The organism is Arthrobacter sp. GQ119 (assembly GCF_059759125.1).
Genome location: NZ_JCAXEA010000018.1, coordinates 58,102 through 81,508, shown reverse-complemented (window position 1 = coordinate 81,508; position 23,407 = coordinate 58,102). Strand labels below are relative to the sequence as shown.

19 protein-coding genes, 1 tRNA gene and 1 riboswitch are annotated in these 23,407 nt (G+C 67.0%); of the genes, 8 read left to right on the top strand and 12 right to left on the bottom strand.

The window, feature by feature from the left end; genetic code table 11:
- The first annotated feature begins 24 nt into the window (after positions 1 to 24).
- The gene (locus AC6CH3_RS16845) at positions 25 to 705 is read left to right on the top strand and encodes an HAD-IA family hydrolase (protein ID WP_498133496.1); all 681 of its coding nucleotides are present in this window, start codon (positions 25 to 27) and stop codon (positions 703 to 705) included.
- A gap of 152 nt (positions 706 to 857) precedes the next feature.
- Here the strand turns inward: AC6CH3_RS16845 and AC6CH3_RS16840 are convergent, their stop codons facing one another.
- From AC6CH3_RS16840 to AC6CH3_RS16830, 3 genes are all read right to left on the bottom strand, one after another.
- Positions 858 to 1,682, bottom strand: a complete 825-nt coding sequence (locus tag AC6CH3_RS16840) for an aggregation-promoting factor C-terminal-like domain-containing protein (RefSeq protein WP_498133495.1) — start codon at positions 1,680 to 1,682, stop codon at positions 858 to 860.
- A 5-nt stretch (positions 1,683 to 1,687) separates the two neighbouring features.
- A riboswitch (cyclic di-AMP (ydaO/yuaA leader) is annotated at positions 1,688 to 1,850 on the bottom strand.
- 94 nt (positions 1,851 to 1,944) lie between these two features.
- The gene (locus AC6CH3_RS16835; protein WP_498133494.1) at positions 1,945 to 3,507 is read right to left on the bottom strand and encodes a HAMP domain-containing sensor histidine kinase; all 1,563 of its coding nucleotides are present in this window, start codon (positions 3,505 to 3,507) and stop codon (positions 1,945 to 1,947) included.
- 3 nt (positions 3,508 to 3,510) lie between these two features.
- Positions 3,511 to 4,251 (bottom strand): response regulator transcription factor, encoded by a 741-nt coding sequence (locus AC6CH3_RS16830; RefSeq protein ID WP_498133493.1) that lies wholly within the window; start codon positions 4,249 to 4,251, stop codon positions 3,511 to 3,513.
- Between the two features lie 659 nt (positions 4,252 to 4,910).
- Here AC6CH3_RS16830 and AC6CH3_RS16825 point away from each other — a divergent pair.
- From AC6CH3_RS16825 to AC6CH3_RS16810, 4 genes are all read left to right on the top strand, one after another.
- Positions 4,911 to 5,780 (top strand): winged helix-turn-helix domain-containing protein, encoded by an 870-nt coding sequence (locus AC6CH3_RS16825; protein WP_498133492.1) that lies wholly within the window; start codon positions 4,911 to 4,913, stop codon positions 5,778 to 5,780.
- A 155-nt stretch (positions 5,781 to 5,935) separates the two neighbouring features.
- Complete coding sequence (locus tag AC6CH3_RS16820; RefSeq protein ID WP_400579948.1) at positions 5,936 to 6,139, top strand: dodecin family protein; 204 nt, start codon at positions 5,936 to 5,938, stop codon at positions 6,137 to 6,139.
- A gap of 47 nt (positions 6,140 to 6,186) precedes the next feature.
- Complete coding sequence (locus tag AC6CH3_RS16815; RefSeq protein ID WP_400579950.1) at positions 6,187 to 6,714, top strand: SixA phosphatase family protein; 528 nt, start codon at positions 6,187 to 6,189, stop codon at positions 6,712 to 6,714.
- Between the two features lie 137 nt (positions 6,715 to 6,851).
- Entirely contained in the window at positions 6,852 to 8,282 is a 1,431-nt protein-coding gene (locus tag AC6CH3_RS16810; RefSeq protein WP_498133491.1) for a D-alanyl-D-alanine carboxypeptidase family protein, read from the top strand.
- Positions 8,283 to 8,367: 85 nt separating this feature from the next.
- Here AC6CH3_RS16810 and AC6CH3_RS16805 read toward each other — a convergent pair whose 3' ends face one another.
- Together AC6CH3_RS16805 and AC6CH3_RS16800 are read right to left on the bottom strand one after the other, a co-directional pair.
- On the bottom strand, positions 8,368 to 8,928 hold the full coding sequence (locus AC6CH3_RS16805; RefSeq protein WP_498133490.1) for a hypothetical protein: 561 nt from the start codon (positions 8,926 to 8,928) through the stop codon (positions 8,368 to 8,370).
- A gap of 135 nt (positions 8,929 to 9,063) precedes the next feature.
- Positions 9,064 to 10,524 carry a dihydrolipoyl dehydrogenase family protein gene (locus AC6CH3_RS16800; RefSeq protein ID WP_498133489.1) on the bottom strand — a complete coding sequence of 487 codons (1,461 nt, stop codon included), beginning with the start codon at positions 10,522 to 10,524 and terminating at the stop codon, positions 9,064 to 9,066.
- Between the two features lie 226 nt (positions 10,525 to 10,750).
- Here AC6CH3_RS16800 and AC6CH3_RS16795 point away from each other — a divergent pair, with 226 nt between their 5' ends.
- On the top strand, positions 10,751 to 11,482 hold the full coding sequence (locus AC6CH3_RS16795; RefSeq protein ID WP_498133488.1) for a FadR/GntR family transcriptional regulator: 732 nt from the start codon (positions 10,751 to 10,753) through the stop codon (positions 11,480 to 11,482).
- 112 nt (positions 11,483 to 11,594) lie between these two features.
- Here AC6CH3_RS16795 and AC6CH3_RS16790 read toward each other — a convergent pair.
- A tRNA-Arg gene (locus AC6CH3_RS16790) sits at positions 11,595 to 11,668 on the bottom strand.
- 279 nt (positions 11,669 to 11,947) lie between these two features.
- Here AC6CH3_RS16790 and AC6CH3_RS16785 point away from each other — a divergent pair.
- The gene (locus AC6CH3_RS16785) at positions 11,948 to 13,774 is read left to right on the top strand and encodes a phosphoenolpyruvate carboxykinase (GTP) (protein ID WP_498133487.1); all 1,827 of its coding nucleotides are present in this window, start codon (positions 11,948 to 11,950) and stop codon (positions 13,772 to 13,774) included.
- Between the two features lie 284 nt (positions 13,775 to 14,058).
- Here AC6CH3_RS16785 and AC6CH3_RS16780 read toward each other — a convergent pair whose 3' ends face one another.
- The 4 genes from AC6CH3_RS16780 to AC6CH3_RS16765 all read right to left on the bottom strand — a co-directional run bounded on the left by AC6CH3_RS16780 (position 14,059) and on the right by AC6CH3_RS16765 (position 17,759).
- Positions 14,059 to 15,219 (bottom strand): globin domain-containing protein, encoded by a 1,161-nt coding sequence (locus AC6CH3_RS16780; protein WP_498133486.1) that lies wholly within the window; start codon positions 15,217 to 15,219, stop codon positions 14,059 to 14,061.
- 135 nt (positions 15,220 to 15,354) lie between these two features.
- Positions 15,355 to 15,804: an RrF2 family transcriptional regulator gene (locus tag AC6CH3_RS16775; protein WP_498133485.1), complete on the bottom strand. Its 450-nt coding sequence runs from the start codon at positions 15,802 to 15,804 to the stop codon at positions 15,355 to 15,357.
- Positions 15,805 to 15,852: 48 nt separating this feature from the next.
- Entirely contained in the window at positions 15,853 to 16,332 is a 480-nt protein-coding gene (locus AC6CH3_RS16770; RefSeq protein ID WP_498133484.1) for a hypothetical protein, read from the bottom strand.
- An 8-nt stretch (positions 16,333 to 16,340) separates the two neighbouring features.
- Positions 16,341 to 17,759: a phosphomannomutase/phosphoglucomutase gene (locus AC6CH3_RS16765; protein WP_498133483.1), complete on the bottom strand. Its 1,419-nt coding sequence runs from the start codon at positions 17,757 to 17,759 to the stop codon at positions 16,341 to 16,343.
- 160 nt (positions 17,760 to 17,919) lie between these two features.
- Here AC6CH3_RS16765 and AC6CH3_RS16760 point away from each other — a divergent pair, with 160 nt between their 5' ends.
- Positions 17,920 to 20,133 carry a RecQ family ATP-dependent DNA helicase gene (locus tag AC6CH3_RS16760; RefSeq protein WP_498133482.1) on the top strand — a complete coding sequence of 738 codons (2,214 nt, stop codon included), beginning with the start codon at positions 17,920 to 17,922 and terminating at the stop codon, positions 20,131 to 20,133.
- Here AC6CH3_RS16760 and AC6CH3_RS16755 read toward each other — a convergent pair.
- Positions 20,078 to 21,562 carry an MFS transporter gene (locus tag AC6CH3_RS16755; protein WP_498133548.1) on the bottom strand — a complete coding sequence of 495 codons (1,485 nt, stop codon included), beginning with the start codon at positions 21,560 to 21,562 and terminating at the stop codon, positions 20,078 to 20,080. The genes AC6CH3_RS16760 and AC6CH3_RS16755 overlap by 56 nt on opposite strands.
- A gap of 50 nt (positions 21,563 to 21,612) precedes the next feature.
- Entirely contained in the window at positions 21,613 to 23,235 is a 1,623-nt protein-coding gene (locus AC6CH3_RS16750) for a phytoene desaturase family protein (protein ID WP_498133481.1), read from the bottom strand.
- Between the last annotated feature and the right edge of the window lie 172 nt (positions 23,236 to 23,407).

Sequence of the window (23,407 nt, the reverse complement as noted above, 5' to 3'; positions counted from 1 at the left end):
CCCTCCATGAGGCAGGATGGATCCATGAACCTTCCTGCCGAATCCGTCTCCACTGCCCTGGTTGCCCGTGCCGTCCTCTTTGACATGGACGGCACATTGGTTGATTCCACGGCGGTGGTGGAACAGGTGTGGGGTGAGTTCGCCGCGCGCTACGGTCTGGACATTGCAGAGATCCTGCGGACTTCCCACGGCGTGCAGGCACGGGACACCGTGCGGCGGTTTGCCCCCGTCGGCGCGGATGTTGCTGCACTCACCGCTGAGCTCGGTGCGATGGAGCGCGTTCGGACCGAAGGCATTGTCGCCTTGCCCGGGGCTGCCGAACTCCTGCGCGCCTTGCCTGCCGACGCAGTGGCATTGGTGACGTCAGCCGACCGGGTGCTGGCGAACGTCCGCATGGGCGCAGCGGGTCTGCCCATGCCTGGCACGGCCGTCACGGCGGACCTTGTCACCCACGGCAAACCGCATCCCGAGGGATACCTGCGCGCCGCCGAGCTGCTGGGCGTGGAGCCTGCGGACGCCGTGGTCTTCGAGGACGCGCCGGCCGGGATCGCTGCAGGCCTGGCGGCCGGAATCCGGACGGTGGCGGTGGGCCCGAATACCGGCGTCGTGCCCGACGGCGTGCCGCACATCCCGGACTACTCCGCTGTCACAGCCTCGGTGGAAGCCGACGAGGATGGACGCCGGATCATTTCCTTCCTGCTCTGACTCCTTACTGCTCTGACGCATTTCTGCACCACTTTCCCGCCGGCAGCATGTTGCACCGACGCCGAAGGGCCCCGGATCACGTGGATCCCGGGGCCCTTCGGACGCTCAAAACGGTGCAGAAATGCCTGCCGCGCTCTCAGACTGGTGCCGGTTTAGTACCAGTTGTTGGCGTAGTGAAAGTTCAGTGCAGCGCAGGGGGAGCCGTAGCGCTCCTTGACGTAGCCAAGGCCCCAGTTGATCTGCGTGCGGTAGTTGGTGCGGTAGTCCGCTCCGGCACTCGCCATTTTCTCGGCGGGCAGGGACTGCACCACGCCATACGCACCGCTGCTGGGGTTCGTCGCAGTGGTCCGCCACTCAGACTCCTTGGTCCAGAGCGTCTTGAGGCACTGCATCTGGTCCGCCGCCCAGCCGTACGAGGACAGCTTGCTGGCGGCATAGGCCTGCGCGCCGGCGGGGTCGTTCACTGCCACAGGGGCCGCGGGCTTGGGTGCCGGGGCCACCTTGGCCGGGGCGGCCTTTACGGCCGGAGCGACGGCCTTCGGCTTGGCGGCAGCGGCCTTGGCGGGCGCCGGTTTGGCGGCGGCCTTGGGGGCGGCCTTCACCGCGGGTGCAGCCTTGGGCGGCGCCGGTTTGGCAACGGACTGGGGTGCCACCGGGGCAGCCGTGGGGCTGGGCAGGGCGGAGATCAGCGTCTTGTCGAAGTTCAGCGTCGGCGGGGCCTCAGTTGTTGCCGATGCCGCCTCGGGCGCTGCCGCGGGGGTGGCGTGCTCGGCCGCCTGGCCGGCAGCGCCGACGCCGATCAGGACGGCGCAGGCTGTGGTCACAACGGCTGCGCGGCGGCCGAACGACGGGATGTTCGCGGTGAGACGGCCCCAGGCTGATGCGGGACGGGCGGGCTCGGCGCGGTGGCGTGAAATCTTCTGCCGGGACTGTTTTGGATCGCGTTCAGGGCGCGTTGGTACCTTGAATTCAGACATGGTGGATTGCCTCTCAACACCTGCGGAGTTAGCTGTCGGGTTCGGATGAGGTCATCCGGCCGCACGGAAACACACGTGTCGGCTTCACCCCAAGGGCTGATGCGGATTGCCCGGGACTCTGGTTCCCCCGCCTCTGCCTGGTCAAGCGGAATCCGGGAAGCGGCAGAGCTGGGCGTCCATCCGGATATGCGGCCCAGATGATGGCCGCACCTCATCGACCGTACAGGAGGCTGGCGCTTAAGTCACATTTAGGTAACGGACATCACGACGTCGGCGCGTCACCTTGCGCGGACGGCCGCACGGGCAGGGTGACGGTGAATTCGGTCCGGCCGGGGCGCGACGCGACCTCCACGGCGCCACCGTGGGCTTTGATGATGGACTGGACGATTGACAGGCCCAGGCCGCTGGTTCCCTCGCCGGCGGGGACAGCGCCGGCGGGGACCACACCGTCGGGGACAGCGCCTGCGGGGACCCGGACGGCGCGGGACGCGTCTGCGCGGGCGAAGCGGGCGAAAACCCGGTCCACGAATTCCGGCGGGATGCCTTCGCCGTCGTCGATCACGGTGATAACTGCAGTCCCGTCCGCGGCCGTCCTGACGCGGGTGACCACTGTGGTGCCAGGACCAGTGTGCTTGCGGGCATTCGACAGCAGGTTGACCAGCACCTGGTGCAGCTGGGAGGCATCGCCGCGCACCACCACCGGCTCGTCGGGCAGTTCGAGATGCCAGCTGCGGTCCGGAGCCATGACCTTTTCATCGCTCACTGTTTCGATCACCAGCTGGGTCAGGTCCACGTCCCCGAGCTTGAGCGGCTGTCCCTCGTCGAGCCTGGCGAGCAGCAGCAGGTCCTCCACCAGCGTGCTCATCCGCTCAGACTGGCTTTGTACCCGGGCGAGGGACCGCTGGCCGTTCGGGGTGAAGGTCTCGGTCATGCGCATCAGCTCTGTGTAGCCGCGGATGGCGGTGAGCGGCGTGCGGAGCTCGTGTGAAGCGTCGGCCACGAACTGGCGGAACTTCATTTCGCTCTGCTGCCGCGCCTCAAGCGCGTTGGACACGTTGTCCAGCATGAGGTTGAGCGCGTGCCCCACGCTTCCCACTTCCGTTCCGGGATGGGCGTTCGACGGCGGAACGCGGACTGCCAGTGCAACCTCGCCGGCATCGAGGGGCAGGCGTGAAACCTGCGTGGCAACCTCGGACAGCTGTTCGAGGGGCTTCATGGTGCGGCGGATGATCACTGTTCCGGCAAGCCCGATAAGCACAAGGCCGCCGAGCGACACGATGCTGATGGTCCAGATGAGGGAGGTCAGGGTGTTCTGCTTGTCGGCCAGGGGGAGGCCTGTGACCATGACATCCCCGTAGGGGCTCTGGTCGGCGACCAGTCGGTACGCCCCGGTGGACAGCGTCCGGTCGGCAGGGACCCCGCCGGGGGCGAGGCCCAGGAGAACCTCGTTGTCAGCGGCTGAGACTGAGGCCCGCGTGCCCTCCTTGGTGAGGAATCCCGCGCTCCAAACCTGTCCGTTTTCAATCCGGCCAACGAGCGTGCCCGGTCCCAAGCCTTTCGCATCCAACGGATCGGGCCTCTTCCCCTGCGCCCCGAGGGGCGGCCGCCCGAAAACACTGGCACGCTCTGATGCGCCGGTGAGCCGCTCGTCCAGCTGGCGCGTGAGGAAGGCGTCCATGGAGGCATAGCTGAACAGTCCGACCGCGGCGCAGATGGCCACGAGCAGGACCATGGCTACGAGTACCAGGCGGGTGCGGAGATGCCACGTTCCGGGGTTCAGCCAGCGGCGCTGTTGGCTCCGGGTGGCGCCGGTGGGCTTTGCCACGGCCTAGTCTGCCGGTTTGATGACGTAGCCCGCGCCGCGGACCGTGTGGATCATGGGCGGGTGGACGGCGTCCACCTTTCTGCGGAGGTAGGAAATGTAGAGCTTCACGATGTTGGCTTGGCCGCCGAAGTCGTAATTCCACACGCGGTCCAGGATCTGGGCTTTGCTCACCACGCGCTTCGGGTTTTCCATGAGATACCGCAGCAGCTCAAACTGCGTGGCCGTGAGCTGCAGTTCGTCCCCGGCCCGGGTGACCTCGCGGGTATCCAGATTCAGGACCAGGTCTCCCACGACGAGTTCGGAAGTGTCCATGGCTGCTACGCCGGAGCGCTGCACCAGGCGGTGGAGGCGCAGCAGGACTTCCTCCATGCTGAAAGGCTTGGTCACGTAGTCGTCCCCTCCGGCGGCGAGGCCCAGGATCCGGTCCTGCACCGCGTCCTTGGCAGTGAGGAAAAGCGCCGGCACCTCCGGTGCGAACGAGCGGATCCTGCCGAGGAGCTCAACGCCGTCGAACCCGGGGAGCATGACATCGAGCACCAGGACGTCGGGGCGGAATTCCTTCGCGAGCCTGACCGCCTCCGGGCCGTCCGCGGCCACGGCGACGGACCAGCCCGCCATCCGCAGGCCCATGCTCATGAGTTCGGAGAGGCTGGGCTCGTCATCAACCACGAGGGCACGGATGGGGGAGCCGTCCGGGTGGGTGAGCTGGGGAAGGTTGTTCGTCATGGAGTGCGAGGGAGCCATGGGACAACTCTCCGATCTGCTCGTTAGCCGGGGCTTTGGGATTCCTGTGCACCGGCTGTGAATCCAGCCTAGCGAGCCGGACTGGCCGCATGGGCCGAGCGGCGTGGTGCCGCCCGGCCCGCTTGACCGGACCGGGGAAAGAATGCCCTGCCCAAAATTTTCCGTTTGGGCCGCGTCATAGCTGGACAATTCGCGATTTGCGGCCGCGTAATTCCGGCATGTTTGAGTTGTCTGAATAATCGTCGATAAACAGGCTGTTGCGTGCAGATAATTCGGAAAAATGCTCTTTCTGAACGTTCGTTCTGGAAAAACGTCGGCAAAATCTGAAGTCGTCAAAGTTGTGATTTAGCCCACAATCGCGCGTTTCGTCTCACGATGCGGACCGACCGACCCATTGTTACTTGCAAGTTCTCATTGTTACGTTGCACACTTCCAATGTGAACAAGAACTCAACAGCACCTGCAGCCGCAGATTATTGGCCCAGCACACCCGCTGCTGTCGACATGCGCTGTTGTCGAATGCACGCCTAACTTTCCACCCCACAAAGTTTTTAGGCATTCGCCCCCAGAGCCCAGCGTCGGGCGCCCTCCCCAGAACTCATTGCGGGGAACCAAGCATTCGAGCCGCGATGACGGCCATTCACATTGAGGTAAGCATTCATGTCAGTTGCATCTGGATACGTCCACATCTCCGTCCGTAACGCCAACAAGCCTGGCCAGGCGTCAGGCCACCGCCCAGGTTTTGGCGCCCGCCCGGCGTTCCCCGCCGGCCAGGGCTCCGCCGTTCCCGCGCCGGGCTACGCCCCCCAGGGGTATAACCCCAACTCCTACGGCCAGCTCCGCGCGGTCCAGGCTGAAGAAGCCGCGCCGATGACCGCCCCCACGCCCGTTGTGGCTCCGGCGCCCGGCGCCACCGTCCGTCCGGTGCAGAACGACAACGTGGCGCGCGGATTTGTCCTGTACATGGGGATCGACGAGGAAACGGCCGCAGCTGCCGGCACCTCCATTGCCAAGCTGGCCCAGGAAATCCGGGCCTACGCCCAGTCGCTGGTTTCCGGCGCTGAGAGCTACGCTGCCGTCGCAGTGGCGCCGGCCAGCGCGCCCGGTTCCGCGCTCGACGTCGTCCGTTCCACCTTTGGCGACCCGACGGTGAACTCCCGGCAGCGCACCGAAACCACCCGGCTCCAGCCGGCCCAGGATCCCCGCCCGTCCGGTGTCCTGATCGACCTCGCGCGCCGCGAAGTGCACCTTGACGGCGAATCCCTGAACCTGACGTTCAAGGAGTTCGAGCTCCTTAACTACCTCGTCGAGAACGGCACGCGCACCGTGGGCCGCGACGAGCTTCTCGAAGGCCTGTGGCGCAACGCGGAGGAGGTGCCCAACGAGCGCACCATCGACGTCCACATCCGCCGCCTCCGCTCGAAGCTTGGCCGCCTCGCCAACACCGTGCGCACCGTCCGCGGCCAGGGCTACCGCTTCTACGAGCACCCCGAGGTTATCGTTTGGGCAGCTCCGGAATACTCGATCTAGTTTCCCCTTAGCGAATTCGCTCGTAAAGCGCCCGTTCCTCAATTGAGGGGCGGGCGCTTCTGCATGTGCGGCCGGGATCGCCTGTTCGGACCCTGTTGACTTTTCCAGGTCAGGCGTAGGCTCGGATCGTCCGTCCGGCCACCAGGAGGAAGACCATGTCTGTCGCACGCATCACCACCTTGAGCGCGAACTCCAAAACCTCTTTTGACGACGCCATCAAGGAAGGCATCGCCCGCGCCAACAAGACACTGCGCGGTGTCTCCGGCGCCTGGGTCAAGGAGCAGAAAGTCGAAATCACCGATGGTCAGGTAGTCGCCTGGCATGTGGTGCTGGAAGTGACGTTCGTCCTGGACGACTGAGCTGGCACTGCCCGGCCTGCCTCCGGCCCGGGTAGTAGGGTGAGTCCATGAGTGGGCACCACAAGAAGCGGCTGGTCATCATGCGCCATGCCAAGGCCGACTGGCCCGGCGGCGTGGCGGACCATGACCGGCCGTTGGAAGAGCGAGGCCATCGCGAGGCTCCGTTGGCGGGCAAGTGGCTGGTCAAGCACAACATCGTCCCGGACTTCATCCTGTGCTCAAGCGCCCTGCGGACCAGGCAAACCTGCACCTGGGTATGCAGCGAGCTGGGGGACAAGGCTCCGACGCCGAAACTGGAGGACGGGCTCTACGGTGCGTCCGCGCTCGGCATGCTGTCGGTGATAAACCACGTCCCGGACACTGTCACCACGCTGATGGTGATCTCCCATATGCCCGGAGTCCAGGACCTTGCCATGCATCTGGCCTCCCGCGATTCGAACCATGACGCCTATATGGACGCCGCCACCCGCTTTCCCACCAGCGGACTGACCGTCCTCGAAACCGAAAAGTCGTGGGCCGAGCTGGACGGGCAGGACGCCCGAATCACGCACTTTAAGGTTCCGCGTAAACATTAACTTCCTGGCCGGGCCCGCCAAGAGCCAGCTCTGATCCTGTAATTCCGGGCCCCTAATTCCAGACCCCGGCGCGTCGAACGCCAGCGGGGACGCGGGTACGCTTAACCCCAGCGTCGTCTAGTGGGGAAGGGCCCGCCATGCTTGATTCTGGTTGGATGCAGTGGCGGGCGCATGCCCGGCGGTGCGCGGCCGCCGTCGTAGTTCTTGCTCTGTTCCTGACCGGCGCCCCGGCTGCCCAGGCAGCGCCGTCCGGCGAGCAGTTGCCGACGAGCGTTGTGACCACTCCGAGCCACCCGTGGGTCCTGGTGAACAAGTCCCGGCCGCTGAACCCCCTGCAGTTCGTTCCGCCGGACCTGGTGTCGTGGAACGGCAGCGGTCACGTGCTGCGGCGCGGCGTCTCCACTGCCGCAAACCAGCTGTTCACCGGAGCGCGCGCTGCAGGCCACTCACTTGAGGTCATCAGCGGCTACAGGTCCTATGCCACCCAGCGTGACCTGTACAACTACTACGTCCAGATCTATGGCCAGGCGTACGCGGACCAGATCTCTGCCCGGCCCGGTCACAGCGAGCACCAGACCGGCCTCGCCATGGACGTGGGAAACGTCGGCGGCGGCTGCGGGCTGACTGCCTGCTTCGGGGACACCCCGGGCGGACGCTGGGTGGCGGCCAACGCGCACCGCTACGGGTTCATTGTGCGGTACCCGCAGGGCTACACCCACATCACCGGCTACACGTACGAGCCGTGGCACCTTCGCTACGTGGGGGTTGCGCTGGCCATCGACATGAAGAGCCGGGCCATTCCGACGATGGAGCAGTACTTCTCGCTCAGGCCCACCATCAGGAGCGCTGCTGATGTGCTTGCCGCCGACTCCGGCGGGGCCCTCTGGAACTATCCGGCAAATCGCCGCGGCGGTTTCGGCGCGCGCATCAAGATCGGCAGTTCCGGATGGACTGGCCTGAAATCCGGTTTTGTCGCGGACTGGAACTCCGACGGGATCAACGACATCGTGGCCCAATGGAACACCGGCAGGCTGACGGTGCATCGCGGCAAGGGATCCGGCGGGTTCCTCAGCCCCATCATCGTGGGAACCGGCGGCTGGCAGCCCATGAACATCACGGTGGGCAAGTGGCATAACGGGCACCGCTACCCAGGAGTGGTGGGAACAGGAACCGACGGCACCATGCTCTACTACCCGAACCCCGGCGGCGGCGCACTGGGCGCCCCCCAGCGCATCGGGTTCGGCTTTCAGGGACTGAAGCTGACCATGGCGGACTTCGACAATGACCGCAGGCAGGACCTGCTGGTCACGAGGCCAACGGGTGAGCTCCAGCTGTACAGGTCGGACGGCGCGGCCAGGTTCGTCCAGGAGCCGCGGAGGAAGCTGGGGAGCGGCTGGAACGCCATCGCCCAGTCCCATGCCTCATTCGGGTTCCTGGGATCGGGAACGCGGGGGCTTAGTGCCAAGGCCACCGACGGGCGCCTCTTCTACTACAGCCTCGGGACCAACCAGTTCACCGGCGGCCGGCAGGTGGGCAGCGGATGGGGCCCGTACAGCATATTCCGCTGACCGTATTTCTTTCTGTACCCGGGATTCCCCGCCTGCTAACCAGCCGGGTGCCTGTGGTGGCCACGGCGGTAAGCGTGCGGCCGGGTCAGCGGCGGGGCCGCCCGGCGGCGGACCTGGCCGCCCCGGTCTTCCCGGCCTGGCGTTGCGCAGCTTGGCGTGCGGCCGGTTGGCGTTGCGACGCCGGGCGGCTGGCTGAAGCGCGCGACGGCGCAGGGCGGCCCCTTCGGACGGGAGCACGGGAGCGGCGGTGCGCGTGGCCGCGTGACGGCCAGACCGCGGCGGCGAACACCACCAGAAGCGTGAGCGTTCCGGAACCGACAGCCAAGTAAAAGTAGATGTCCGAATCCGTCGTGGCCACGCCCGCATCAAGGGCGGCCGGATCCTGATTGAACGCAAGGCCCCACATTCGCAGGAACGCGATGGTGCACCCGATGAACAGGCTGGTCCCCGCGGCACCCGCCAGCAGGGCGAGGTGGCGCCGCCGGGAAAATGCCTCCGCCACCGAAGCCACGTAGCCGACTGCAACGAGTCCGAGGAATGTCAGCAGCACAGCTGCCTCAAGGGTGATGGCCGTCAGCACCAGCATGCCGAGGGCAGCGAGGAACGCCCCGACGGCGACCTTCCCGGTGTTACCCATGTGGCTCATGGGACTAATCATCCCTGAGGATCCGGCTACTTCAGGACGTAGCCGCACATGATTGCCAGGATGGCTGCAATACTTTGGTCACGGGCCCGCGCAGGGTTGGACGTCTGACGGTCCACCCGTCAGTTCACACGGTCGTCAGAGACCGTACTTTTCCAGGAGCCGCAGCCAGACTTCGCTGATCGTGGGATAGGAGGGGACGGCGTGCCACAGCCGGTCGAGCGGGACTTCGCCGACGACCGCTATGGTCGCCGCGTGCAGCAACTCGGCGACGTCCGGTCCGGCAAACGTGGCGCCCAGCAGGACCCGCCGGTCCTCGTCGATCACGAGCTGCGCCCAGCCCTGGTAATTCTCAGCGTGAAGGGACGAGCCGGCAACGGAAATGGGCAGCTCCACAGACGACGTGTTGTAGCCGTCCTTCCTCGCCTGCTCCACCGAGCGGCCAACATTCGCCACCTCGGGGTCGGTGAACACCACATTGGGAATGGCATGCTCGTCGGCTGTCTGTGCGTAGCGGCTCCAGGCCTCGGGGGCGCCCTGCAGTTCGCCCTTGGCCCGGGCGGCGATGGCGGCACCGGTGGCCCGGGCCTCATACTTTCCCTGATGCGTGAGGAGCGCCTTGCCGGCCGCGTCGCCGATGGCGTACAGCCAGGGGCCGTCCTCAGTTCCGGCAGCGGCGCTGACCAGTCCGGTCGAGTCGGTGCTGAGGGTCAGCGGCTTTCCGTCGCGGGCCCCAAGCCCCACGCTTTCCAGGCCAAGTCCGTCCAGGGCAGGATGCCGTCCGGTAGAGACGAGCAGCCGGTCCACGGAGCGGGTGCCGCCGTCGTCGAACGTCAGGGTGAGCGAGCCGTCGTCGTTCTGGCTGACGCTTCGCGTCTTGGTGTTCAGGTGGAGTTCCACGCCGTCGGCACGCAGTCCTGCCTCCACCAGCCTGCCGGCCTCTCCAGGGAAAGCGCCCAGCAGGCCCCTGCGCGTCACGAGTACGACGGCCGATCCGAGCCGGGAAAAAGCCTGGGCCAGTTCCGTGCCGGCCACCCCTCCTCCCAGGACGGCAAGGCGCTCCGGCACCTCCTTAGCCGAGGTTGCCTCGCGCGTTCCCCAGTACTGGACGCCGGACAGCCCATCGATAGGCGGGATGTTCGGCGTCGAACCGTTGGCCAGTACGACGGCGTGACGCGCCGTGAGTTTGTAGGGGTTGCCGTCGCGGCCGGACACGTCAACGGTCCGCGGGCCGGTGATCCGGCCGGTGCCGCGGAGCAGCTCGATGCCGGCCCCGTCCACCCATTCCACCTGGCTGTCATCCTGCCAGTGCGACGTGAAGGAGTCGCGGCGCTCGAGGACGGCTGCGGCATCCAGGGTGCGGGTGACTGCCTCGCTGGCGCCCGGGACTGTCTGTGCACCGTGCAGTGCGGTGCCGGGCCGAAGCAGGGCCTTGGACGGCATGCAGGCCCAGTAGGAGCATTCACCGCCCACCAGTTCGGGCTCCACGAGCACCGCGGTGAGGCCGCCCTGCACCACCCGGTCCGCAACGTTTTCCCCGGCGGCGCCGGCGCCGATCACAACGACATCGACTTCCCGCTCAACAACATCTGGCGTCATGGCAACAGCCTACGCCCGGCCCGGGCACGCACGGCGGGACGGGATGTTGCCGGCTGCGCCCGGGACTGCCGGATTCTCCGGTGGTTCCTCCGGCGGCACCTCCAGCGGCTCCGCCAGGTTTCGGGAGCAGGCGGCCGCACTCTGCCAGCGTAATAATGCAAGGCACCCCGGCCGGAGGACATGGGACATCCGATACCGTGGAAAACAGCCTCGCAAAGGAGTTCCAATGCCGCCGCCTGTCAACAGCGTTCCGCCCGCACGGTTCAGCGCCCAGGCCCGCCTCCGCGCCCTTCAGTCGGACATCATGGAACTCATCCTCGACCGCGACCTCGAAGCCGGCGATGCCCTGCCTACCGAGAACGAGCTGTGCGTCGCCCTGGGCGTCGGGCGGAACACGCTCAGGGAATCGCTCAAGGTGCTGCAGGCCCTCGGCGTCATTGAGATCCGCCATGGGTTCGGCATGTTCGTGGCGCCAAGCAACTTCGAGGCGCTCGCGGACGGGCTCATGTTCCGCGCCAGGTTGTCGCTGCGGCACCACGGTCTCGAAGCGCTGCAACTCGTGGACGTGCGCCAGGCCCTGGAGTCGGGACTTATCAGCAGCGCGATGGACGTCATGACCGCGAAGGACCTCGCCGCCGTCGAGGCGTCCGTGGCCCGGATGGAGGAACTGGCGGCCGCCGGCCAGACCTTCGTGGAGGCTGACTCCGATTTCCACAGCAGGCTCTTTGCGCCCCTGAACAATGAGCTGCTGCTCAACCTGCTGGGCGTTTTCTGGAGGGTGTACCGCAAGATCCACACCGAGATCGGACCCGGCAGCGAAGACCGGGTTGCCTTGGCCGCCCTGCACCGCGGCATCTACGCTGCCGTTGCTGCCGGAGACAAAGCCAAGGCGTCCGAACTGCTGACCCGCCACTTCGATGGCATCCGCCGGCGAATAAAGGAAGCAGTAGGGGAGTAGCCTCACGGCGGGGCGGCTGACTCAGCCCCTCGACCCGGCGGGCCACAGGCATATCAGTCACGGCTTAAAGCAGAAGATCCGCACCGGTCTCCCGGTGCGGATCTTCATTCTGTGCGCCCAAAGGGATTCGAACCCCTGACCTTCTGTTCCGTAGACAGACGCTCTATCCAGCTGAGCTATGGGCGCATCTTCCGGCCCCTGGCGAACTTTCCGCTCGCCCCGAACCTCGAATAACTTTACGCGAGGACGGCCGTAGTTCCAAATCGAGCGGTATGTAATATACGCTACTAGACCGGTCTATGTGACCTTCATCACGAATTTAGGAAAATCTCAATCACTAATTCTTGAGTTTCCGCGGTTTTTATCTTTGAAGGAGGTGGACATCAGATGTCTGACCACGAAATGGGCCAGACCATTGGAAATAACATTTAGGACACACCACTGAACCCGAAGAAGGGAACCGAAATGGGCCATCTGGCGCGACTGCCGCTGCTTGAAGAAGCACCTACCACACATGCCGGTCTACTGGCATGGGTTGAAGAGGTCGCTGGGCTGACCCAGCCGGACCGGATTCACTGGGTGGACGGCTCTGAGGAAGAAAACACCCGGCTGACCGACGAACTCGTCGCTGCGGGCACCCTGAAGCGGCTGAACCAGGAGCTGTTCCCTAACTCCTTCGCTGCGTTCTCCGACCCTGCCGACGTGGCCCGGGTTGAAGAGCAGACCTTCATCTGCTCCGAAAAGGAGCACGACGCCGGCTTCACCAACAACTGGATGGCCCCGGCTGAGATGAAGGAGAAGCTGCGCGGCCTGTTCGCAGGCTCCATGCGCGGCCGCACAATGTACGTCATCCCGTTCGTCATGGGACACCTCGACGCCGAGGACCCGAAGTTCGGCGTGGAGATCACGGACAGTGCCTACGTTGTCGCCTCGATGCGCATCATGGCCCGCATCGGCACCGACGTGCTCAACCGGATCACCGAGACCAACGCGTTCTTCGTTCCGGCCCTGCACTCCCTCGGTGCTCCGCTGGAGGCCGGCCAGGCCGACGTTCCCTGGCCCTGCAACCCCGACAAGTGGATCGTGCACTTCCCCGAGGAGCGCTCCATCTGGTCGTTTGGTTCGGGCTACGGCGGAAACGCCCTGCTGGGCAAGAAGTGCTACGCGCTGCGCATCGCCTCCGTCATGGCACATGACGAGGGCTGGCTGGCCGAGCACATGCTGATCCTCAAGCTGACTTCGCCGGAGAAGAAGACGTACTACGTCTCCGCGGCCTTCCCGTCCGCCTGCGGCAAGACCAACCTGGCGTTGCTGGACCCGACCATCGATGGCTGGAAGGTGGAGACCCTCGGGGACGACATCACCTGGATGCGCTTCGGCAAGGAGGGCGAGCTCCGCGCCGTCAACCCGGAGGCTGGCCTGTTCGGCGTCGCCCCCGGCACCGGCTGGGGCACCAACCCCAACGCCATGCGCGCCATCGCCAAGGGCAACAGCATCTTCACCAACGTCGCACTGACCGACGACGGCGGCGTGTGGTGGGAGGGCATGACCGAGGAAGTGCCCGCCCACCTCACCGACTGGCAGGGCAACTCCTGGACGCCTGATGCCGACAAGCCGGCTGCACACCCCAACTCCCGTTTCTGCACGCCGATCGACCAGATCGACATGCTTGCCGAGGAATACCACAACCCCGACGGTGTGGAGCTCTCCGCCATCCTCTTCGGCGGCCGCCGCAAGACCACCATCCCGCTGGTCACCGAGGCCCGCGACTGGTCCAACGGCATCTTCATGGGAGCCACGCTTTCCTCGGAGACCACGGCTGCAGCAGCCGGCGCCGTTGGCGTTGTGCGCCGCGACCCGATGGCCATGCTCCCATTCATCGGCTACGACGCAGGGGACTACCTGAACCACTGGGTGAACCTCTCCGCCAAGGCCAACCCGGAGCGTCTGCCCAAGATCTTCCTGGTGAACTGGTTCCGCCGCACGGCCGAGGGCGGCTTCGCCTGGCCCGGCTTCGGCGACAACGCCCGTGTCCTCAAGTGGGCCATCGAACGCCTCGAAGGCAAGGCTGACGCGGTTGAGACCCCGATCGGTTTCGTGCCGACCGGTGACTCCATCGACCTCACCGGACTGGACATGACCCCGGAGCAGGTGGAGGAAGCCGTGCACGTGGACCCCGCCGAGTGGCAGACCGAGCTGGCATCCATCGAGGAATGGTTCGCCAACTTCGGCAGCTCGCTGCCGGTGGCCCTTCAGCAGGAGCTTGAGGGTCTGAAGGCCCGCCTGGCCTAGTCCCCACTGCCTCCCCAACCTCGCAAGCTCGGTTGGGGCCCCTCGGCAGCGTGGGCCCACACTGCCTCCCCAACCTCGGTTGGGGGCCCTCGGCAGCGTGGGCCCACACTGCCTCCCCAACCTCGGTTGGGGCCCCTCGGCAGCGTGGGCCCACACACCCATAAGTACGACGGCGGCTCCGCACCTTTCACACGAAAGGTGCGGAGCCGCCGTCGTTCCCCACCGGCGCCCTAGCCTCGCAAGCTCGGCCAGGGAACCCTGCCGGCGTGGGCCCACTGTTGGATTCAGTTGGCCAGCCAGATGTCCGGACCGAAGACCTCGTAGTGGATCTTTGTGGCGGGGATGCCGGCATCGATTGCCTCGTTGCGGATCTTCTTCATGAACGGCAGCGGGCCGCAGAGGTACAGCGACGCGTCGGCCGGCAGGTCCACTTCGCGCAGCGACATGAAGCCGGCCCTGGAGCCGGCCTGCGGCTGCTCGAGCCAGAGCTGGAGGTCGGCGCCTTCCAGCCGTGCCACATCCTCGGTCATCTGCCCGCGCAGGGCCCAGCTGTCCAGTGTGCTTTCGGCGTGCAGCACCAGGACTTCGCGGTCTGTGCCGGCGTCGGCCAAAGAACGGAGGATGGACGCCGTGGGCGTGCAGCCGATCCCGGCCGAGGCCAGGACCACCGGGCCGTCGCCGTCCCTGAGCGTGATCTCGCCGTACGGGTTGGAAATCTCCAGGATGTCGCCGACCTCGACGCCGTGGTGCAGCACCGGGGATACCTCGCCGCCGTCGTCCAGCTTGGTGGTGAACATTCGGCTCGTGCCGGCATCGCCGGAGAGGGAGTACTGGCGGACCTGGCGCAGGCCATCCGGAAGCTGGACCTTCACGCTGACGTACTGGCCCGGAAGCGCGGCGGTGACCGGAGTGTCGTCCGCGGGTTCGAGTGTGAAGGTCATGGCCCCCGTGCCTGCGGGCGCTTTTGCGGCAACGCGCCACGGGGTCCACATCTCACTGTTGGCCTGTTCCGCGTAGAGTCCCTTCTCCACCTTGATCAGGGCATCCGCCATGAGCCAGTAGACCTCGGTCCAGGCCTCCGCGATTTCGGGCGTGATGACACCGGCCAGGTCTTCGGCGATGGCAGCGAACAAGTGCTCATAAACCACCTGGTACTGCGGTTCGGTGATGCCCAGTGAGGCGTGCTTGTGGGCGATCCGCGACAGTACCGTTTCGGGCAAGGTGCCCGGGTTATTGACGAGGTGCGTGGCGAAGGCGGCGATGCTGCCGGCGAGGGCCTGCTGCTGGCTGCCCGAGCGCTGGTTGGAGCGGCTGAACAGACCGTCGAGGAGTTCGGGGTGGGCTGCGAACAGCCGGGCGTAGAACTTGGGTGTGATGTCCCCGATCCGGGAGCCGACCAGCGGAAGCGTGGCCTCGATGACAGGGCGGGATTTGTCCGAGAGCATGTGTACTCCTGAGGTAGTGGCCCGGGGCCTTCGTCCGGACCGGATGCGAATATTGGCATTTTGAATGCCACTATTCATACCCACTTTCTACACCCTGTAGAAATGGTTCTCCAAATCGAAGAGCCAGGAAGCCTGTTAGAGGCCCGGGCGCAGGCCGATGGCCTCGAAGACCGGCCCCATCTGTCTGGAAGCGGGCAGGGAGGCGACCACGACGTCATCAAGCTCGCGGTAGAACGCCTCCCGGGCGCGGGCCAGGGCCCCCCGCAGGCGGCAGCCGTGAATCAGCGGGCAGTGGCCTCCCGGGCCAATGCAGTCCGCGGGGTCCTCGCGGGTATCGAGCTGCCTGAGGACCTGCCCCACCGTGACATTTCGGCCCGCAGCATTCAGCCGCGAGCCGCCGTTGCGGCCGCGCTCAACATCGATCAGTCCCAGCACGCGCAGCTTGGCCATGGCCTTGCTGACGTGGTTGTAGGGCGTGCCCACGGCGTCCGCCACGGCCTGGGTAGTGAGGAGGTCGGCCTCGGGCGCGGCTGCGAGCACCATGAGGGCGCGCAGACTGACGTCCGCGAAGGCATTGATCTTCATGACCTAAGCCTAATAATGCCGTCCAACTGACCTCCGCACATGCCCGGGCTAGTCCACCCAGATGACTGGTTCATTTGTGTCCGCGCTGAGGTCGCCGAATTCCCACTCCCGGGTGGACTCTTTGGCAGCGTAAGGCAGGACGGCGGCGAAGACGGCACCATCGCGGTGTTCCGTTGCCACATGGATGGCGTCAGAGCCTTCTTCTACCAGCGTGATGTCGCAGACGATTGCGGCAGCCCGGAAATCTTCGCGGTTCTGGCGCAGGAGTTCGGTGATGTCACGGATCATGCCGTCGGCATCGAACTCGTCACTCGATCCGCTGGCGGAATCCGCCGGCGAGACCGCCACCAGACGGACTTCGCCGTCGTTCTCCACCACCAGCGCGAACGGCAGGAAACCGCCGTTGCGCTCCAGCTGCTCCTGAGCGGCCCCCATTCCGGTGCCCAGGAGGTTTTCCAGATCGGTGGCGGTAGCCTCCGGAACAGAAGTCCGCCAGGATTGCCCCGGCTGCGGTGCTGTTTCTGCCACTGCTGGTCCTAGCTGCGGACCAAGGCGAGCACGCGGTCGCGGACGCGCTCCATGGTGGCGTGGTCGGTGGCTTCGGCGTTGAGGCGCAGATACGGCTCCGTGTTGGACGGGCGAAGGTTGAACCAGTAGCTGCCGTCCACTGCCGTGAACGTGCTGCCGTCCATGGTGTCCACGGTGACGTCCTCGCGGGCGAAATCAGCGCGGACGCGCTCCACGGCGCCGGCCTTGTCCTCGATCTCCGAGTTGATCTCGCCGGAGGAAACGTACGGCTCGTACTCGCGGCCGAGCTCGGACAGCGGGCCGTCCTGCTCGCCCAGGGCGGCCAGCACGTGCATCGCGGCAAGCATGCCGGTGTCTGCGTTCCAGAAATCGCGGAAGTAGAAGTGGGCGGAGTGCTCGCCTCCGAACACCGCGCCTTCCGTGGCCATGACGGCTTTGATGAAGGAGTGGCCCACGCGCGTGCGGACGGCCCGGCCGCCCTCCTGCGCCACGAGCTCCGGCACCGCACGGGAGGTCAGCAGGTTGTGGATGATGGTGGGCGTTTCCTCGCCCTGGGCCTTGGCGCGTGCGATCTCACGGCGGGCAACCATTCCGGTGATGGCCGACGGCGAGACGGGCTGGCCCTTTTCGTCGATGACGAAGCAGCGGTCGGCGTCGCCGTCGAAGGCCAGTCCGATGTCCGCGCCGTGCTCGAGGACGGCGGCCTGAAGGTCGCGCAGGTTTTCCGGCTCCAGGGGATTGGCCGGGTGGTTCGGGAAGGAGCCGTCCAGCTCGAAGTACAGCGGGATGATGTCAAGGGGCAGCTTCGGCAGCAGGGTGTCGCCCAGGACTGCGGGGGTGGTGAGCCCGGCCATGCCGTTACCGGCATCCACCACGAGCTTCAGCGGGCGGGACCCGGAGAGGTCCACGAGCGTGCGCAGGTATTCGGCATAGCCCTGGAGGACGTCCTGGATACCGATTTGGCCGCGGTTCGCGGCGGCGGGGATGGAGCCTGCGTTGAGGTACTGCTCGGCCAGGGCCTGGATCTCCTTAAGCCCTGATTCCGAGGAAATGGGCACGGCGCCTGCCTTGGCCATCTTGATGCCGTTGTATTCGGCCGGGTTGTGGCTTGCCGTGAACGTCGCACCGGCCGCGTTGAGGGCGCCGCACGCGTAGTAGAGCTCATCCGTGGAGATGAGGTCCAGCAGCTGGACGTTTGCCCCGCGGGTGGCGGCGCCGCTGGCAAAGGCCTTGCTGAACTCGGGGGAGGAGGGGCGCATGTCACCGCCGACCAGGACCGTCTGGCCTTCCAGTTCCAGCACGTCAACGAAGGCGGCCCCCACGGCTTCGACGATCTCAGCGGTGATGGAATCGCCCACGATGCCGCGGACGTCATACGCCTTGAACGAGGCTGAAAGATCAAAAGTATTGGTCTGGTTGCTAGTCACGGGATTTATCTTACGTTGCAGCGCCACGTGGGCCAGAGAGGAAGAGTCACGGAAATTCGCAGCAGGCGGCGGCTGACGTCCCGGCCGGGCCGGCGTGTGGGTTGTCCACATGGCCGGAAGCGCGCTTTGGGGTGTCTGAGGAGACTGGGATACTGAATCAATGGCCAATAACCAGCACGCCGCAGTTCTTCCGTCCGAATCCAGCGCACCGTCCGGCACGCCCTCCAGGACCGGAACGCCGGTTCCGGGATCCCGCGGCCAGGCGCTGGAGGTGCTGCGGGACCTCGTCGGCAACCCCGGCGCCGGCTTCCACGACGGACAGTTCGAGGCGATCGAGGCCCTGGTCGACGGCGGCCGGCGGGCGCTTGTGGTGCAGCGGACGGGCTGGGGGAAATCGGCCGTGTACTTCGTGGCGTCGCTGTTGCTCCGGCGGCGCGGGGCCGGACCCACGCTCATTGTTTCGCCGCTGCTGGCGCTGATGCGGGATCAGGTTGCTGCCGCAGCCCGGGCCGGGGTCAGGGCCGTGGCCATCAACTCGGCCAACCAGCTCGAGTGGGACACTGTGCGCGAGCAGCTCGCGGCGGACCAGGTGGACGTCCTGCTCGTTTCGCCCGAGCGGCTCACCAACCCTTCCTTCCGGGAACACCAGCTGCCCGAGTTGGTCCGCCGCACCGGGCTGCTGGTCATCGATGAAGCCCACTGCATTTCGGACTGGGGACACGACTTCCGCCCCGACTACCGGCGCATCGCGGACCTCATCACCCAGCTCCCGGATACAGTTCCCGTGCTGGCCACCACAGCCACGGCCAACTCCCGCGTGGTCCACGACATTGAAGAGCAGCTGGGCGACGGCGTGCTCACCATCCGGGGCTCCCTGGGCAGGGAATCCCTGCGGCTCGGAGTGCTCACCCTGCCGGATTCGCGCGAACGGCTCGGCTGGCTGCTGACCCATCTGGCGGATCTGCCGGGAAGCGGCATCATCTACACCCTGACCGTTTCAGCGGCCGAGGATACCGCCCGGCTGCTGGCCGAGGCCGGCCACCAGGTGCTGGCCTACACCGGCCGCACCGACCCCGCTGACCGCGAACGGGCAGAACAGCTCCTCAAGGACAACGAGGTCAAGGCACTCGTGGCCACGTCAGCGCTGGGCATGGGCTTCGACAAACCTGATCTCGGCTTCGTGGTCCACCTCGGCGCGCCGTCATCTCCAGTGGCGTACTACCAGCAGGTGGGCCGTGCCGGCCGCGGCGCCGCCAATGCGGATGTGCTGCTCCTGCCCGGGTCCGAGGACAGGGACATCTGGCAGTATTTCGCCACGGCCTCCATGCCCTCGGAGGAGAAAGCCACGGCTGTGCTGACGGCGCTGGCCGAGGCCGGGACGGCAGTGTCCACGCTGGCGCTGGAAGCACGCGTCGACCTGCGCCGGACACCGCTTGAGCTGCTGCTGAAGGTGCTGGCGGTCGACGGCGCCGTGGAGCGCGTGGGCGGCGGGTGGCGTTCCACCGGACAGCCCTGGATCTACGACGCCGAACGCTACAGCCGGATCGCGGAAGCCCGGGTGGACGAGCAGGATTCCATGGTTATCTACCAGGACACCGCCGGATGCCGCATGGAGTACATCACGTCGGTGCTCGACGACGAGACCGCCGCAGCGTGCGGCCGGTGCGACAACTGCGCCGGCCGGTGGTTCCCTGCCGATATCGCGTCGTCGGCGACCGAGGCCGCCGGGCAGACGCTCAGCCGTGCCGGCATGGTGCTGGAGCCCCGGCTGCAGTGGCCCAGCGGCATGGACCGGCTGGGCGTGCCCGTCAAGGGAAAGATCAAGCCCGACGAAAGCCTGTCGGAAGGCCGTGTGCTGGCCAGGCTGACGGACCTGGGCTGGGGCGGGGCGCTCCGGGAGCTCTTCGCAGCGGGCGCCCCGGACCGCACCGTGGACGCGGGCATGCTGCAGGCCTGCGTCCAGGTGCTGCGCGAATGGGGCGCCGGTGACTCGCGCGGTCCGGGCTGGAGCGGGGCGGGGCGGCCGGCGGCCATCGTCAGCCTGCCGTCGCGCGGGAAGCCGGCGCTCGTGGAATCGCTGGCCCGGGGCATCTCGGAGATCGGCCGCATTCCGTACCTGGGCCAGCTGGACCTGGAGCATGGCGGACCGACGGGCGGCCGCGGCGGCAACAGCGCCTACCGGCTGGCAGGAGTATGGGACCGGCTTGTTGTGGGCCCCGGCCTGGAGCCGGCCCTGGCAGGGATTGGAGGCCAGAGCGTGATGCTCATCGACGACCTCGTGGACAGCCGCTGGACCGTCACCGTGGCCGGCCGCGCCCTCAGGCGGGCCGGCGCCGGTGCCGTTCTGCCGCTGGTGCTCGCCCAGGCCGGCTGACCTCCGCCCCCGCATGGCGGTGCAGCATGAGGCTGTCCGCCGTGCTGAGGAGCATCAGCAGGGCGACGGAAAGGAAAGCTCCGCGGTACGGGGCCAGCCCGGGATCCTGCGAGGCACCCAGCACCCCGCCGATGCCGCTGGCAAGCAATGGAGCCGAGTCGAACACTCGAAGGAGGAGGGCCCCCACGGCGATGCCTGCCCCGGTGGAGAGCTGAACGAGTGTGGCCGAGACCGCGTTGGCCGAGGTCAGCTGAGCGGGCACGATGTCCGCGTACTGCACCGAGGCGTAGGCGGAAAACCCGATCGAGCGGAACGCGCCGCTGCACACGAGGAGCGCGAAGATCAGCGGTTCCGGCGTGCGCTCATCGAGCAGGGCACAGAGTGCGAAGGTTACCGCCGACGCCAGCGACGCAAAGACGAGCACGGGCTTGAACCCGAAACGCCGGATCAGCGGCGTGGTGGCCGGTTTGATGCCGATGTTTCCGATGAAAACTGCCGCCACCATGATGCCTGCGTGCAGGGGACTCCAGCCGAAGCCCTCCTGGAACATCAGCGGCAGGAGGAAGGGCACGGCGCTGATGGTCAGCCGGTAGATGAAGCCGCCGCTGTTCGTTGCCCGGAACGTCCTGGTGGAAAACACTGTGAGGTCGAACAGCGGATTCGCCGCCCGGAGCATCCACAGCACCCCGGACGCCAGGGCTGCCGTCCCGGACACCACGCTCAGCAGGGTCCACGGCCCTTCCGGATGGCTGCCCGCCAGCTCCAGGCCCACCACCAGGGCACCCACGCCGAAGGTGGTGAGCCCCAGCCCGAGCCAGTCGAGCCTGCGGTTCCGGTCACCGGCGGCCCTGGGCACCAGACGGAGGGCGGCCAGGAAGGCTGCGACGCCCAGCGGCAGGTTGACGAGGAAGATCCAGTGCCAGGACAGGTACGTGGTCAGCGCCCCGCCCACGAGCGGTGCCAGTACCGGGGCCAGGAGCCCGGGCCAGACAAGGTAGGCGGTGGCCCGCAGCAGCTCGGACTTGGGCGTCCCGCGGAGCACGACGAGTGTTCCAACAGGGACCATCATGGCCCCGCCGGCCCCTTGCAGGATTCGGCTCAGTGTCAGCATGGCCAGGTCCTGGCTCAGGGCGCAGAGCAGGGATGCAACGGTGAAGAGTGCGATGGCCACGCAAAAGATGCTGCGGGCTCCGAACCGTTCGGCGAGCCAGCCGCTGAGCGGTATGCCCATCGCCACGGTCATCAGGTAGGCCGTCATGGTGATGTTTACGCTGGCGGCCGCCACACCGAAGTCGCCGGCGATGCTGGGGATGGCGGTGACCAGCACCGTGCCATCGAGGAACTCCATGAAGAACGTCGCCGCCACGAGCAGGGCCAGCCGCGGGTTCCACGCGTGCGGGGCAGCCGGCTGGGACCCCGACGCCGGCATGTTCCCGGACGCGTTGGCTGCGGGCACGTCACGGCCGTTGCCGCCGCTGCTCATGAGCCGCGGGCCATGTCCAGGACAGCCATGGCGGCGTTGTGCCCTCCGATGGCGCTGACAGCCCCGCCCCGGCGCGCACCGGAGCCGCACAGCAGAATCCGCTCGTCGCGGGTGGCCACGCCCCAGCGGCGGGCAGGGGTGTCCAGCGGGCTGCCGTCCTCGACGAACGGCCAGTCGAGGCCGCCGTGGAAAATGTTGCCCCGCGGCATTCCGAGCGCCTGCTGGATGTCCAGTGTCGTTTTGGTTTCGATGCACTGGCTGCCGTCCGGTGCAGTCATGATGAGGGGCTCGATGGGCTCGGCAAGTACGGAGTTCAGGGACCCGAGCACGGCGGCCTGCAGCTCCGCCCGCCGGGCGTCGTTGTTCTCCCCGGTGATGAGGCGGTCCGGGACGTGCAGCCCGAACACCGTGAGGGTGTGAGCGCCGGCGTCCTGAAGCTCCTGGGACAGAATGCTGGGATCCGTCAGCGAGTGGCAGTAAATTTCGCAGGGCAACGGCTCGGGAACGGATCCGGATTCGGCCGTCAGATACGCCCGGTCGAGCTGCTCCCATGACTCGTTGATGTGGAAGGTCCCGCCGAACGCCGCCTCGGGGCCAACGGCGTCGTCGAGGAGGCGCGGGAGCCGGGTGAGCAGCAGGTTCACTTTGACCTGGGCGCCTTCCCGGGCGTGATTCGGATGTGCAGGCCTCCCGTCCGGTGCGCTCCCGGATCCAGTGCCGCGCGTCCGCAGCCGGTCCAGGACGGCAGGGGCAACGTTGGCGAGCACCCAGCTCGCTGTGGCCTCGTGCTGCCCGCCGGCGCGGCGGTAGCTCACGCGTCCGGCGGGATCGATTGCCGTCACTTCAGCGCCGGTGAGCACGGTGGCACCTGCTTCACGGGCGGCCCGCTCCAGCTCCGCGGAAACCGCCCCCATGCCCCCGACCGGCACGTCCCAGTCGCCGGTGCCGCCGCCGATCAGGTGGTACAGGAAGCAAATGTTCTGCTGAAGGTCTGTGTCTCCGGCCCGGGCGAACGTGCCGATCAGGGCATCGGTCAGGACAGTGCCGCGCACCAGGTCATGCTGCAGGGCGGCAGCGATGGCTTCGCCGATGGGCCGCTCCATCAAGGCGTCCCAGACCTCCCCGGCGCCGGCAGCCGCGGCAAGCGTCCGTGCCTCCGAGCGCGTCCGCAGCGGGGCCGTCATCGTGGGCCAGAGCGCCGTGGTGAGCTTGCGGCAACGGGCGTAGAAGCTGTCGAAAGCCTCCGCCTCGCCCTCCGGAGCGCCGATGGCGGAGAACGATGCCGCGGTGGATGCGGCATCGCCGTTGTCGATCAGGAGGCCCCGCCCCGGACGCGACGGGTCAGGCGTGTAGGACGAAATCCGCCGGCGGGCCAGCCGGATCCGCAGCCCGAGGTCATCGATGACCTGCTGCGGCAGGAGGCTGACCAGGTAGGAGTAGCGCGAAAGGCGGGCCGCGACGCCGTCGAACGCCTGGGCCGAGACGGCGGCCCCGCCGGACTGCCCGAGCCTTTCCAGCACCAGCACGCGCTGGCCGGCTTTCGCCAGGTATGCGGCGGCCGCCAGCCCGTTGTGTCCGCCGCCCACCACGATGGAGTCGAATGCCTCGTTGCCGGTCATGCGAACATCCTGCCACCCGGGACGTGACGACGGCGCCACGCGTCCGCTACCCGGACGGAGCCCGGCGTCGAAAGTCCGGCGTCGAAAGTCCTGCCGTCGAAACCCCGCTCGATCCCGGGTAGAGGACCCAAAGTGTCCGGGTACGCAAAAGGCCCCGGTCCAGGGACCGGGG

What these genes read in the sequence shown, in the direction of transcription:
- AC6CH3_RS16780 (WP_498133486.1), bottom strand. Translation starts at nt 15,219, where the DNA reads ATGCTCTCGGACAAATCCCGCCCTGTCATCGAGGCCACGCTTCCGCTG.
- AC6CH3_RS16820 (WP_400579948.1), top strand. Translation starts at nt 5,936, where the DNA reads ATGTCTGTCGCACGCATCACCACCTTGAGCGCGAACTCCAAAACCTCT.
- AC6CH3_RS16760 (WP_498133482.1), top strand. Translation starts at nt 17,920, where the DNA reads ATGGCCAATAACCAGCACGCCGCAGTTCTTCCGTCCGAATCCAGCGCA.
- AC6CH3_RS16805 (WP_498133490.1), bottom strand. Translation starts at nt 8,928, where the DNA reads ATGAGCCACATGGGTAACACCGGGAAGGTCGCCGTCGGGGCGTTCCTC.
- AC6CH3_RS16810 (WP_498133491.1), top strand. Translation starts at nt 6,852, where the DNA reads ATGCTTGATTCTGGTTGGATGCAGTGGCGGGCGCATGCCCGGCGGTGC.
- AC6CH3_RS16845 (WP_498133496.1), top strand. Translation starts at nt 25, where the DNA reads ATGAACCTTCCTGCCGAATCCGTCTCCACTGCCCTGGTTGCCCGTGCC.
- AC6CH3_RS16815 (WP_400579950.1), top strand. Translation starts at nt 6,187, where the DNA reads ATGAGTGGGCACCACAAGAAGCGGCTGGTCATCATGCGCCATGCCAAG.
- AC6CH3_RS16840 (WP_498133495.1), bottom strand. Translation starts at nt 1,682, where the DNA reads ATGTCTGAATTCAAGGTACCAACGCGCCCTGAACGCGATCCAAAACAG.
- AC6CH3_RS16755 (WP_498133548.1), bottom strand. Translation starts at nt 21,562, where the DNA reads ATGCCGGCGTCGGGGTCCCAGCCGGCTGCCCCGCACGCGTGGAACCCG.
- AC6CH3_RS16775 (WP_498133485.1), bottom strand. Translation starts at nt 15,804, where the DNA reads ATGAAGATCAATGCCTTCGCGGACGTCAGTCTGCGCGCCCTCATGGTG.
- AC6CH3_RS16830 (WP_498133493.1), bottom strand. Translation starts at nt 4,251, where the DNA reads ATGGCTCCCTCGCACTCCATGACGAACAACCTTCCCCAGCTCACCCAC.
- AC6CH3_RS16750 (WP_498133481.1), bottom strand. Translation starts at nt 23,235, where the DNA reads ATGACCGGCAACGAGGCATTCGACTCCATCGTGGTGGGCGGCGGACAC.
- AC6CH3_RS16825 (WP_498133492.1), top strand. Translation starts at nt 4,911, where the DNA reads ATGTCAGTTGCATCTGGATACGTCCACATCTCCGTCCGTAACGCCAAC.
- AC6CH3_RS16785 (WP_498133487.1), top strand. Translation starts at nt 11,948, where the DNA reads ATGGGCCATCTGGCGCGACTGCCGCTGCTTGAAGAAGCACCTACCACA.
- AC6CH3_RS16795 (WP_498133488.1), top strand. Translation starts at nt 10,751, where the DNA reads ATGCCGCCGCCTGTCAACAGCGTTCCGCCCGCACGGTTCAGCGCCCAG.
- AC6CH3_RS16800 (WP_498133489.1), bottom strand. Translation starts at nt 10,524, where the DNA reads ATGACGCCAGATGTTGTTGAGCGGGAAGTCGATGTCGTTGTGATCGGC.